Annotated in this window: 11 protein-coding genes and 2 tRNA genes; 10 read left to right on the forward strand and 3 right to left on the reverse strand. The window is 36.8% G+C overall.

Going from position 1 to position 12739, the window contains the following annotated elements; translation table 11 throughout:
• The first annotated feature begins 5 nt into the window (after positions 1 to 5).
• The 3 genes from MHH45_RS21410 (at position 6) to MHH45_RS21420 (ending at position 762) form a co-directional block, all read left to right on the forward strand.
• Complete coding sequence (locus MHH45_RS21410) at positions 6 to 512, forward strand: metallophosphoesterase (protein ID WP_016116507.1); 507 nt, start codon at positions 6 to 8, stop codon at positions 510 to 512.
• 101 nt (positions 513 to 613) lie between these two features.
• Positions 614 to 687 (forward strand) — tRNA-Gly (locus MHH45_RS21415).
• Between the two features lies 1 nt (position 688).
• A tRNA-Arg gene (locus MHH45_RS21420) sits at positions 689 to 762 on the forward strand.
• A gap of 52 nt (positions 763 to 814) precedes the next feature.
• Here MHH45_RS21420 and MHH45_RS21425 read toward each other — a convergent pair.
• On the reverse strand, positions 815 to 1429 hold the full coding sequence (locus MHH45_RS21425; RefSeq protein WP_016132079.1) for a PH domain-containing protein: 615 nt from the start codon (positions 1427 to 1429) through the stop codon (positions 815 to 817).
• A 524-nt stretch (positions 1430 to 1953) separates the two neighbouring features.
• On the opposite strand from MHH45_RS21425, the gene MHH45_RS21430 reads away from it, so the two are divergent.
• From MHH45_RS21430 to ysxC, 7 genes are all read left to right on the forward strand, one after another.
• Positions 1954 to 2202 (forward strand): hypothetical protein, encoded by a 249-nt coding sequence (locus tag MHH45_RS21430; RefSeq protein ID WP_016116504.1) that lies wholly within the window; start codon positions 1954 to 1956, stop codon positions 2200 to 2202.
• Between the two features lie 198 nt (positions 2203 to 2400).
• Complete coding sequence (locus MHH45_RS21435; RefSeq protein ID WP_016132078.1) at positions 2401 to 3399, forward strand: hypothetical protein; 999 nt, start codon at positions 2401 to 2403, stop codon at positions 3397 to 3399.
• Positions 3400 to 3732: 333 nt separating this feature from the next.
• Positions 3733 to 5016, forward strand: a complete 1284-nt coding sequence (gene tig / locus MHH45_RS21440) for a trigger factor (protein WP_016116502.1) — start codon at positions 3733 to 3735, stop codon at positions 5014 to 5016.
• A 269-nt stretch (positions 5017 to 5285) separates the two neighbouring features.
• Positions 5286 to 6545: an ATP-dependent protease ATP-binding subunit ClpX gene (gene clpX / locus MHH45_RS21445; protein WP_016116501.1), complete on the forward strand. Its 1260-nt coding sequence runs from the start codon at positions 5286 to 5288 to the stop codon at positions 6543 to 6545.
• Positions 6546 to 6651: 106 nt separating this feature from the next.
• Positions 6652 to 8322, forward strand: coding sequence for an ATP-dependent protease LonB (lonB, locus tag MHH45_RS21450; RefSeq protein WP_016132077.1), 1671 nt, complete (start codon positions 6652 to 6654; stop codon positions 8320 to 8322).
• 362 nt (positions 8323 to 8684) lie between these two features.
• Positions 8685 to 11015, forward strand: a complete 2331-nt coding sequence (gene lon / locus MHH45_RS21455; protein WP_016116499.1) for an endopeptidase La — start codon at positions 8685 to 8687, stop codon at positions 11013 to 11015.
• Entirely contained in the window at positions 11012 to 11608 is a 597-nt protein-coding gene (gene ysxC, locus MHH45_RS21460; RefSeq protein ID WP_016116498.1) for a ribosome biogenesis GTP-binding protein YsxC, read from the forward strand. Before lon ends, ysxC begins: the two co-directional genes overlap by 4 nt.
• A 174-nt stretch (positions 11609 to 11782) precedes the next feature.
• On the opposite strand, the gene MHH45_RS21465 is transcribed toward ysxC, so the two are convergent.
• Together MHH45_RS21465 and MHH45_RS21470 are read right to left on the reverse strand one after the other, a co-directional pair.
• A complete protein-coding gene (locus MHH45_RS21465) occupies positions 11783 to 12199 on the reverse strand; it encodes an organic hydroperoxide resistance protein (protein ID WP_016132075.1) in 417 nt (138 codons plus the stop codon).
• 2 nt (positions 12200 to 12201) lie between these two features.
• Positions 12202 to 12654 carry a MarR family winged helix-turn-helix transcriptional regulator gene (locus MHH45_RS21470; protein WP_016116496.1) on the reverse strand — a complete coding sequence of 151 codons (453 nt, stop codon included), beginning with the start codon at positions 12652 to 12654 and terminating at the stop codon, positions 12202 to 12204.
• Positions 12655 to 12739: the final 85 nt, after the last annotated feature.

Here is a 12739-nt window from a genome sequence, read left to right on the forward strand (position 1 = left end):
GACCGATGAGAGCTTTAATTGTAAGCGATAGTCACGGTTCTACGAAAGAATTACAGCAATTAAAAGATACATATGAGGGAAATGTAGATGTTATGATTCATTGCGGTGATTCAGAACTAGCACCAGATCATCCAGATTTACGAGGGTTCCAAGTAGTAAAAGGAAATTGCGATCTTTATCATAGTTTTGAAGAAGAAATCATTACCGATGTAGATGAAATACGCTTTTTTGCTACACACGGTCATCGATACAATATTAAAATGACTTTGCAAACACTTTTATATCGTGCAAAAGAAGTGGAGGCGAATATTGTATGTTTTGGACATTCTCATATGTTGGGAGCGGAATTTATTGATGGTATTTTATTCATCAATCCAGGAAGCATTTTACTGCCACGTTCCCGTAAAGAAAAAACATTTACTTTGTTAGAAGTAAATGAAAAGGACATTGAAATTCGATTTGAAACATTAGCTGGAAAAGTTGTCGCACATAAAACTTTTCAAAGAGGATAAGAAAAATTATCCTCTTTGAAAAAAGGTGTTGACTTTATCTGCGTGTGCAAATATAATAAAACTTGTCGATAAGACATCAGGCGGAAATGAAAACAAAATATGCGGGTGTAGTTTAGTGGTAAAACAAGAGCCTTCCAAGCTCTGGTCGAGAGTTCGATTCTCTTCACCCGCTCCATGTCCCAGTAGCTCAGCAGGATAGAGCAACGGCCTTCTAAGCCGTCGGTCGGGAGTTCGAATCTCTCCTGGGACGCTAAAAAAACCTTGTTATCTTTTGATAGCAAGGTTTTTTATTTATTTTAGCATTAGTTATTAATAAACTTTTCAAACACAAACCCATAATCTTTCACGTTATATTGCTTCTTCGTATCCACAAGCCAATTAAACGCAATTTGATTCATTTCTTTAAATTGCTCTGCTAAATTAACTTGTGCATTCGTAATACGGCTAAATGTGTTAGAAGCCATATCTAAACTTTTGTGAGCGTACTGTAATGTAATATCATTTTCATATGAAATTTCCTCAATTTTGAGAAGGGCTTTATATAAGTCTTTGAGCTCTTCAATGTGCTTTTTATGAACGTCAATTGAGTAATACTCATCCCCCATATGAAATTTAATCTCCACATCTAAATCGATTGTACCAGCAGTTTCTAGCGCTACGTTTCTAATTTGATATTTACTATAACTATAACGGCGTAATGTGCGCTTCTTACTCGTTGCACTTGTACCATCTAAGTGAATTAACCCTTTGTTTGTAAAACAATATTCATCTGATTTTGATTTAATTAGAAAATAAACTTTCTCTCCATCTTCATGCATCACATAATCATCAGCATCCACTTTATCATAATCTTTCGGTGTGATTACAGAACCTACATCGCTTAGTCCGAGAACATCAGCAGCTACTTTTTTGAACATATGGATCATTCCCCTTTAATTTCTGGATTTTGAATTGCATAAAAATATTTTAACATTTTTTAACAAGGGAATTAGGCTGTATTTAAAAATTTATAAGAAGGTGAAGGAGAGAAATATCTCGAATGTGATGTAATAAATAATTACAAAAGTGTTTCGTAAATCAATTAGTTTAAGAATAAATCCACCAAAGCTAAGAAAAGAATGTTAATTTTGCAGACGATTATAGAGAACTCCCGTAAAACCACTTTCAATTATGTTAGGTGGTTTTTCTTTTCTTTTGAAATCTTACAATTCTGTAAGGTAAGTGTAAGGAAGTTCGATGGTAACAAAATGCCAGTTCTTTATAATTAAGGTAACGAAGATGACGCGAGGAGGAAGAAAACATGAAAGGATTAGTTGTAACAGCTTTAACAGTAGCTTTCGGGTTTGTTGCATATGAGAAATTAACAGATGTAATTGAGGTTGTAAAACATTTAGTAGCATAGAGAGAATTGTTATGAGAGGGAAAGGGAATGGGTAAATGAATGGAATGGTTATTTGGAATTATAGGTGTTTGTAGTGTTATATTATTGTTATTTGTCCCTAGCGGAATACTGAGTCCTACTACAAGTTTATTTTTTATGTGTTTACTTGCCTGCATTATACTTATTATTATGTTTTTGATGAAACGAAGTAAGCCAATCTTCTTTTTTAGCATAGTTGTTGTTACAATTATTGTTCTCCAAATGATTACTCTTTTCGTATATCCTACAATTATAAAAGCTGCCCATTAATGAGGAAATCCTCTGCGTTATTTGCTGAGGATTTTTTATATGTATAAAGAGGATTTTCTGATATGATTTTTTCGTTTTAATTATAAAAGTCGAATATTTTCATATTTCAAATAAATATATTTGGAATGTTGTTTTCTTAACAGCCATTTGTTATATTTACTTTGAAGATATTTAAAATCTAAAAAAAGAGGCGGACGTATGGATAAAAAAGAAAATACGGTCGTATTGTTTCCGCAGTTGTCAGAGCGTTATATTGATCAAGGGTTTATGGCGCTGCGGGAGCGGAAGTTCGAAGATGCATTGCGCTGTTTTGAAATATTACGCCAGTATAATGGAGAAACAGAGCAAACAGAATTAGCTTCAGTTATTTGTTTATTAGAATTAAAGCGAATGGAAGAATCAAAAGACCGATGTGAGAAGTTGCTTGAAACAGGAACAGTCTTGTTTGGGGATATTCTTGAAACATACGTGACTATTTTAGTTCAAACAAATGATTATGTAGGTGTAATTGAGACTGTTGAAGAGGTTTTGCAGAAGAAAGAATTGACTGTAGAGCAAAGAGAAAAGTTAGCGCAGCTTGCCCAATTTGCGGAGAATATGCTAAATGGTGAGGAAACGACGCTAGTAGAATCAGATTTTGATCTGGAAGAATTTTCAAAAGGTCTATTTGTAGAAAATTTTGGGCAGCAGCTACAGGTAATTCATGCTCTTTTAATTAAAAATCTCGAAAAAGCTTTGCCAGCTTTACGGAAATTTCTCGTTGATAGCACGCGACATCCATATTTAAAAACTTCTATTATATACAAAATGGTAGAGAAGCGTATGGAAGAAGAAATAGAAGTAGAGAAATTTGGCGAAAGAATAATGATTATTCCAGCTCATTTGGATCATAATGATGAGTACTCGAAGAAAGTTATACATATATTATCTAATCGTTTAGAAAGTGATAATCCAAATATGTTTGAGGCGATTATTACATACTGGAGAGAAATGCAAGCTAGTATTTTCCCGTTCCCATTACTAATGGATAAAGTAGAAGTATGGGCAGCGGTTTTAGAGCGAATCGGGAGAAAGCGTTTCGGATTAATCATCGATGAAGAGGAACTTATGGCGGCGTATAATATTACCGTTGAAGAGTTTCATATTGCCTATCAATGGTTTTTACGCGTGGAGAGAGAAGGGCATTTACCTGTATAATTATGAAAAAGAATCGTTCAGTTATTGAAACGAGAATATTCTATGTTATAATGTAAGGGTTGCAAAAGGCTGAATTATGCCTGCTTGTAAGAGGAGAGAAGTATAATTCTCTTACTTAATATGTTTCATATTATTCTCGAACAAAATATACCGTGTTTGTCTTATAGACAAATAATAGATTGAGAATCGCGTGTCTTAAGGCTTATTGCTAGAAGATTAGAAAGCTTAAATAAATTGGCTCTCATGCTTTTGTTGTTTCTAAAAAAGAAATAATGAAAATCTCAATCTGTAGAGGTATGTGCATACATTATTATAGTTGGAGGGAAAGAATAAATGGCTGCAAAATGGGAAAAATTAGAAGGTAACGTTGGCGTTTTAACAATCGAAGTTGATGCTAAAGAAGTAAACAACTCTATCGACGCTGCGTTCAAAAAAGTAGTAAAAACAATTAACGTACCTGGTTTCCGTAAAGGAAAAATGCCTCGTCCGTTATTCGAACAACGCTTTGGTGTTGAATCTTTATACCAAGATGCTTTAGATATTATCTTACCAAAAGCATACGGTGAAGCAATCGATGAAACTGGTATCTTCCCAGTTGCTCATCCTGAAATCGACATCGAGAAGTTCGAAAAAAATGAAAACTTAATCTTCACTGCAAAAGTTACTGTAAAACCTGAAGTTAAATTAGGTGAATACAAAGGACTAGCAGTAGAAAAAGTTGAAACAACTGTAACTGACGAAGATGTAGAGAACGAATTACAATCTTTACAAGAGCGTCAAGCTGAACTAGTTGTTAAAGAAGAAGGTACTGCTGAAAATGGCGATACAGCTGTAATCGACTTTGAAGGTTTCGTTGATGGCGAAGCATTCGAAGGCGGAAAAGGCGAGAACTACTCTCTAGCAATCGGTTCTGGTACATTCATCCCAGGTTTTGAAGAGCATTTAATTGGTCTAAAAGCTGGCGAGTCAAAAGACGTTGAAGTATCATTCCCGGAAGAGTACCATGCAGAAGAACTTGCTGGTAAACCAGCAACATTTAAAGTAACAGTTCATGAAATTAAAGCAAAAGAACTTCCAGCTTTAGATGACGAGTTCGCTAAAGATGCAGACGAAGAAGTTGCAACTCTTGAAGAGTTAAAAGCAAAACTTCGTACAAACTTAGAAGAAGGCAAAAAGCACGAAGCTGAGCACAAAGTTCGTGACGAAGTAGTAGAAAAAGCTGCTGCTAACGCTGAAATCGAACTTCCAGAAGCTATGATCGAAACTGAGTTAGATCGTATGATTCGTGAATTCGAACAACGCTTAAGCCAACAAGGTATGAACCTTGAGCTTTACTACCAATTCACAGGTACTGACGCTGACAAGCTAAAAGAACAAATGAAAGAAGATGCACAAAAACGTGTAAGAATCAACCTTGTTCTTGAAGCGATCATTGAAGCTGAAAACATCGAAGTTACTGAAGAAGAAGTAACTGCAGAAGTTGAAAAAATGGCTGCAATGTACAATATGCCAGTTGACGCTATCACACAAGCTCTTGGAAGCTTAGATGCTTTATCTGAAGACATTAAAGTTCGTAAAGCTGTAGACTTCTTAGTAGACAACAGCAAAGCTGCATAATAAAATAACAAGGCGCGATTTTGGATCGTGCCTTGTTTTATAAATATAGATATAAATATATTTATAAATTTTTTCGATGAAGAAGGAAATGAACCTTCTAAAGTCGAATATACATATTTCAAAAGTTTTAAAATTTTTTTATTTGTACATAACTGGTCATATTATTTGTATTTCTCGCCACGTAGTGACATAATATGTATTTACATACGATACATTTATCGTGTACATACGAAGGCAAGATATTAGCACTTTGTAAGGGGTGTGAAAATATGTTTAAATTTAATGATGAAAAAGGGCAATTAAAATGTTCTTTCTGTGGTAAAACACAAACGCAAGTCCGAAAGCTTGTTGCTGGTCCTGGTGTTTACATTTGTGATGAGTGCATTGAGCTTTGTACAGAGATTGTGCAAGAGGAGCTTGCGAAGGACGAAGAAGTAGAATTCAAAGATGTACCGAAACCGGTAGAAATTCGTGAAATCTTAGATGAGTATGTAATCGGACAAGATAATGCGAAGAAAGCATTAGCGGTAGCGGTATATAATCATTACAAACGCATCAATTCTAACAGCAAAATTGATGATGTAGAATTGGCGAAAAGTAATATCGCACTTATCGGGCCAACAGGTAGTGGTAAAACATTATTGGCACAAACATTAGCGCGTATTTTAAATGTTCCATTTGCAATCGCGGACGCAACATCTTTAACAGAAGCTGGATATGTAGGGGAAGATGTAGAAAACATCTTACTAAAACTTATTCAAGCAGCTGATTACGATGTAGAGAAAGCTGAAAAAGGAATCATTTATATTGATGAGATTGATAAAGTGGCGCGTAAGTCAGAAAATCCATCAATTACACGTGATGTATCTGGTGAGGGTGTACAGCAGGCCCTTCTGAAAATTTTAGAGGGTACTGTAGCAAGCGTTCCGCCTCAAGGTGGTCGTAAACATCCGCATCAAGAGTTTATTCAAATTGATACAACGAACATCTTATTCATTTGTGGTGGTGCGTTTGATGGCATTGAGCCAATTATTAAACGTCGCCTTGGTGAAAAAGTAATTGGATTTGGTTCAGAGAAGAAAAATGCTGATGTGAATGAAAAGCATGTTTTATCTCACGTATTACCAGAAGACCTTTTACGATTTGGTTTAATTCCAGAGTTTATTGGTCGTCTTCCAGTTATTGCGAATCTAGAACCACTTGATGAAGATGCTCTTGTTGATATTTTAACAAAACCGAAAAATGCGCTTGTAAAACAGTTCCAAAAATTATTGGAGCTTGACGATGTTGAGCTGGAATTTGAAGAAGGAGCACTGATTGAAATTGCGAAAAAAGCAATTGAACGTAAAACAGGTGCTCGTGGACTTCGCTCTATTATTGAAGGCTTAATGCTAGATGTAATGTTTGAGCTTCCATCTCGTAAAGATATCGAGAAGTGTATTCTTTCAAAAGAAACAGTAGCGGACAATGCACCGCCAAAATTGGTGTTACAAGACGGTACTGTACTTGATACAAAAACATCTGCATAGTGTAAAAAAGAAACAGCAATTTTTATAATTGCTGTTTCTTATTATGTTTAGCACTATTCCTCCCAGGAAATACTAAATGGTAAAACATAGCGGGAGGAAATGAATTATGAGCTGGACAAACATATTCTTACTTGTTCAACTTGTTTTCGGTGTAATTGTCGGATTGTATTTTTGGCATTTGCTCCGAAACCAGCGAACACAAAAAGTTTCAATTGATCGAGAATCGAAAAAAGAATTAGAACAACTTCGCAAAATGCGCGAGATTTCTTTAACAGAACCACTTGCCGAAAAGGTACGTCCTGCATCTTTTTTAGATATTGTTGGTCAAGAGGACGGAATTAGATCATTAAAGGCAGCGCTTTGTGGACCGAACCCGCAGCATGTCATTATATATGGACCTCCTGGGGTAGGGAAAACAGCGGCGGCACGTCTTGTGTTAGAAGAAGCGAAGAAAAATCAAAAATCACCATTTCGTATGAATGCAACATTTATTGAACTAGATGCAACAACTGCCCGCTTTGATGAGCGCGGCATTGCTGATCCTTTAATTGGCTCGGTACATGATCCGATTTATCAAGGTGCAGGTGCAATGGGGCAAGCAGGAATTCCACAACCGAAAAAAGGTGCTGTAACAGATGCACATGGTGGCATTTTATTTATTGATGAAATTGGTGAATTGCATCCAATCCAGATGAATAAAATGTTAAAAGTATTAGAAGATCGCAAAGTATTTTTAGAAAGTGCATACTACAGTGAAGAAAATTCAATGATTCCAACATACATACATGATATTTTTCAAAAAGGCTTACCAGCAGATTTCCGCTTAGTCGGAGCGACAACTCGTTCTCCAGATGAAATTCCTCCTGCTATTCGTTCTCGTTGTTTAGAAGTTTTCTTCCGTGAACTTGATACAGAAGAAATTCAAAAAGTAGCGAAGAATGCAGCTGAAAAAGTGAAAATGGAGATAGGAAAACAAGGTGTTGAAATGATCGGCATGTATGCAAGAAATGGAAGAGAAGCCATTAATCTTGTGCAAATTTCTGCAGGAATGGCGATTAATGAGGGACGTTCTTTTATTAAAGATGAGGATATTGAATGGGTTGTACATTCTAGTCAGCTGACTCCAAAATATGAAAAGCGTATTTATCCAATTCCGAAGATCGGTCTTGTAAACGGTCTTGCAGTATATGGACCGAATACAGGGGCGCTATTAGAAATTGAAGTAATGGCAATTCCAGCTGCGGAAAAAGGTACGATAAATGTTACAGGAATTGTGGAAGAAGAGAGTATTGGTAGTCAAACAAAATCGATTCGCCGTAAAAGTATGGCAAAAGGATCCGTTGATAATGTATTAACCGTGCTCCGCTCCCTAGACTTGTTACCAGAAGGATATGATATACATATTAATTTCCCAGGTGGTATTCCAATTGATGGTCCTTCAGCAGGCATTGCAATGGCAACAGGGGTATATTCAGCGCTTCACCAAGTGTATGTGAATAACGAAATAGCGATGACCGGAGAAATAAGCATTCATGGAGAAGTAAAACCAGTAGGCGGCGTATATGCAAAAGTAAAAGCAGCAAAAAAGGCAGGAGCGAAAAAGGTTATTATTCCTGCTGAAAACATGCAGCCATTTTTATATACGATAAAGGGTATCGAGATTATTCCTGTTCGAAAATTAAAAGAAGTTTTTGCCTTAACATTCGTTCAGGAAAAATTGCATCGTGAAATTGATGTGCACCGCGAGCTAGATGAAGGCGATGTACAATCGATGTAAATTAAATCGGGTTCTAAGAAGTGATTTCCTTTTAGGTAAATGGGAAATAGAACATGTAATATTTTCCAGACTTCGTTTAAGTTTGTATGCTTAAGCGAGGTCCCTTTTTCTTTTATCCCGCTATTCGTGGGCAATAGGCCCCTACTTCAAAGCTAAGAGAGAAGAGGAGAAAATAGGTAGGGCAACTTACCTGTAAAAGCCCGATTGGTGATGGTTAACTAAGGCCCCTACGGCTGGAAGTTTCACTTTATAGAGAAAGAAAAAGTAGGAGATTTGCAATTGTAAGGAATCTCTGCAATTGCATCCAAGTGTATTGTAATATAAAATAGTTGAACAGGAGTTTAATTTATTATGGAGGTGCTATGTCTAGTATGAATACGAACGAAAGAATTGTGCCCCTCCTACCATTAAGAGGCGTTCTCGTATATCCAACGATGGTTCTGCATCTTGATGTAGGACGTGATAAATCAATACAAGCACTAGAGCAGGCAGCAATGGATGAAAATATCATCTTTTTAGCGATGCAAAAAGAAATGAATATCGATGATCCAAAAGAAGATGACATATATAGTGTGGGTACAGTAGCGAAAGTAAAGCAGATGTTAAAACTGCCGAACGGCACGCTTCGTGTCCTTGTAGAAGGTTTACATAGAGCAGAAATTGTAGAATTTATTGAAGAAGAAAATGCAATACAGGTTTCTATTCAAACAGTAACAGAGGAAGAAGAAGGCGATTTAGAAGAAAAGGCTCTAATGCGCACGTTACTTGAACATTTCGAGCAATATATTAAAGTTTCGAAAAAGGTATCGAATGAAACGTTTGCGACAGTAGTAGATGTTGAAGAACCTGGCCGCCTAGCTGATTTAATTTCTTCTCATCTACCAATTAAAACAAAACAAAAGCAAGAAATTTTAGAGATTAGATCAGCGAAAGAAAGATTACATACGCTCATTTCTATTATTCAAGATGAACAGGAACTACTTAGTTTAGAAAAGAAAATTGGACAAAAGGTGAAACGTTCAATGGAACGTACACAAAAAGAATATTTCTTGCGTGAACAAATGAAGGCGATTCAAACAGAACTTGGTGATAAAGAAGGTAAAGGCGGCGAAGTAGAGAAACTTCGCGAAAAAATCGAAGAGGCTGGAATGCCAGAAGAAACGAAGAAAGCTGCCCTAAAAGAATTAGATCGTTATGAAAAGTTGCCAGTAAGTTCTGCAGAGAGTGGTGTCATTCGCAATTATCTGGATTGGTTATTAGCACTTCCGTGGACAGAAGCGACAGAGGATATGATCGATTTAGCACATTCTGAAACAATTTTAAATAGAGATCATTATGGTCTTGAGAAAGTGAAAGAACGTGTACTGGAATATTTAGCTGTACAAAAGCTAACAAATTCTTTAAAAGGACCAATTCTTTGTCTAGTAGGCCCTCCGGGTGTTGGGAAAACATCTTTAGCTCGTTCGATTGCCACATCGTTAAATCGTAATTTTGTCCGTGTTTCCCTTGGTGGTGTTCGTGATGAATCTGAAATTCGTGGTCACCGTCGTACATATGTGGGAGCAATGCCAGGGCGTATTATTCAAGGGATGAAGAAGGCAAAAACAATCAACCCAGTCTTTTTATTAGATGAGATTGATAAGATGTCCAATGATTTCCGTGGCGATCCGTCTGCTGCATTATTAGAAGTATTAGACCCGGAGCAAAACCATAATTTTAGCGATCATTATATTGAAGAGCCGTACGACCTATCAAAAGTAATGTTTGTTGCAACTGCAAATACGCTTGCAAGCATTCCAGGTCCACTCCTTGATCGTATGGAAATTATTTCGATTGCTGGTTATACAGAGATTGAAAAGGTACATATTGCTCGTGAACATTTATTGCCGAAGCAATTAAAAGAACATGGCTTGCGAAAAGGGAATTTACAAATTCGTGATGAAGCCCTGCTTGAAATTATTCGCTACTATACGCGTGAGGCTGGTGTTCGAACGTTAGAACGTCAAATTGCAAAGATTTGTCGTAAAGCAGCAAAGATCATTGTTACAGAAGAGCGTAAACGTATTATTGTAACGGAAAAAAATATTACAGACCTACTTGGTAAACACATATTCCGTTATGGGCAAGCTGAAACGAAAGATCAAGTTGGAATGGCAACTGGTTTAGCGTATACAGCTGCTGGTGGTGATACACTCGCAATTGAAGTATCTGTATCACCAGGAAAAGGAAAATTAATTTTAACAGGGAAACTTGGAGATGTTATGAAAGAATCCGCACAAGCTGCATTTAGTTATATTCGCTCTCGTGCAGAAGAACTTCATATCAATTCAGATTTCCATGAAAAGAATGACATCCATATTCATGTTCCAGAAGGAGCAGTGCCAAAGGATGGTCCATCAGCTGGTATTACGATGGCAACGGCGCTTATTTCCGCATTGACAGGTGTACCTGTTAGTAAAGAAGTAGGGATGACAGGTGAAATTACCCTTCGTGGTCGTGTATTACCAATCGGTGGTTTAAAAGAAAAAACATTAAGTGCTCATCGCGCAGGCTTAACAAAAATTATTTTGCCGGCCGAAAATGAAAAAGATTTAGATGATATTCCAGAAAGCGTAAAAGAAAACCTTACGTTTGTGCTTGTGTCTCATTTAGACGAAGTATTGGAGCACGCATTAGTAGGAGTGAAACAATGAAAGTAACAAAAGCAGATATTGTCATTAGTGCTGTTAAACCAGAACAGTATCCAGATGGTGACTTACCAGAAATTGCATTAGCAGGTCGTTCTAATGTTGGGAAGTCTTCTTTTATTAATAAAATTTTAAATCGTAAAAAGTTAGTTCGTATTTCTTCTAAACCAGGAAAAACGCAGACACTCAACTTTTTCTTAATTAATGAAATGATGCATTTTGTCGATGTTCCAGGTTATGGATATGCGAAAGTATCGAAAACAGAGCGAGCGGCATGGGGCAGAATGATTGAAACCTATTTTACAACGCGTGAGCAATTAGATGCGGCTGTATTAGTAGTGGATCTACGTCACTCGCCGACAAACGATGATGTTATGATGTATGATTTCTTAAAGCATTATGAAATTCCAACAATCATCATTGCAACAAAAGCCGATAAAATTCCGAAAGGGAAATGGCAAAAGCATTTGAAGGTTGTGAAGGAAACGCTTGATATTGAACAAGGTGATGAAGTTGTTCTATTTTCATCGGAAACAGGGCTTGGAAAAGAAGAAGCGTGGAAAGCCATTCATAAGTTTACAAAAACAAAAAACGTGTGACGATTCGTCGCACGTTTTTTTGTTTACTTATAGTACGGGTTCAAAAAGGAGGATAAAGAGAGCCGAGTAGTTCGAGGCGCGGAAGCCACGAGGATACGGACTATATGAGTACCGGAGTGGCGACGTAATGAAGAAATGCGAAAGCTATCTTTACCGGACTTTTTGAACATCTGCTTATAGTACGTTTAATGTAACTTCAATATTTCCTCTAGTCGCTTTTGAATATGGACATACGCCATGTGCAGCTTCTATAAGCTCTTGTGCTTCAGCATGAGAAACGCCAGCTACACGTACATCAAGTGCAGCAGATAATCCAAAACCACCGTCCGTATCTTTTCCAATTGAAACATGAGCTGTCACTTCTGTACTTTCTACTTTTACACGTTTTGTACGAATAACAAGTTGTAATGCACTATCAAAGCATGCTGCATAACCAGCTGCAAATAATTGTTCTGGGTTCGTTGCTTCGCCGCCCATACCGCCTAATGCTTTTGGCATCTTGACATCAAGGTTTAGAATGCCGTCCTCTGAAACAACTTTCCCGTTTCTTCCACCTGTTGCAGTTACAGTTGCTGTGTATAATTTTTCCATTTTCATTCCCCTTTTCTATCATTAATTGGTTTCATGGTTTCAATTAATTTATTTAATTGAACCAATAATGATCGGTATTCTTGCTCTGTAATCCCTAAATTGGTAGCAATGGTTTTTGGCAATGAACATGCTTTTTCTTTTAAAGCGTGTCCTTGTTCTGTTAGTTCAATGCACACCTTGCGTTCATCTTCCTTAGAACGAACACGTTTAACTAATCCTAATGTTTCCATGCGTTTTAACATAGGGGTTAAAGTGCCAGAATCTAAAAATAGACGTTCACCAATTTCTTTTACAGTTAATCCATCTTGCTCCCAAAGTACTAATAATGTAATGTACTGTGGATACGTAATACCCATTTCTTCTAGATAGGGTCGATAAAAGCGTGTTACTTCCCTAGAGCAAGCATAAATAGAAAAGCAAAGCTGATTATCGAGATGCAAAGGATTATCTTTCATGAGCATCCCTCCTTTTAAATTGTGCACAATTAAATTTTGTGAAATAAATATAGCGAAAAAGAAATGAGATGTCAAATACATTGCA

It is taken from the genome of Bacillus sp. FSL K6-0042, assembly GCF_038006685.1.
In the GTDB taxonomy this organism is placed as follows: domain Bacteria; phylum Bacillota; class Bacilli; order Bacillales; family Bacillaceae_G; genus Bacillus_A; species Bacillus_A pseudomycoides.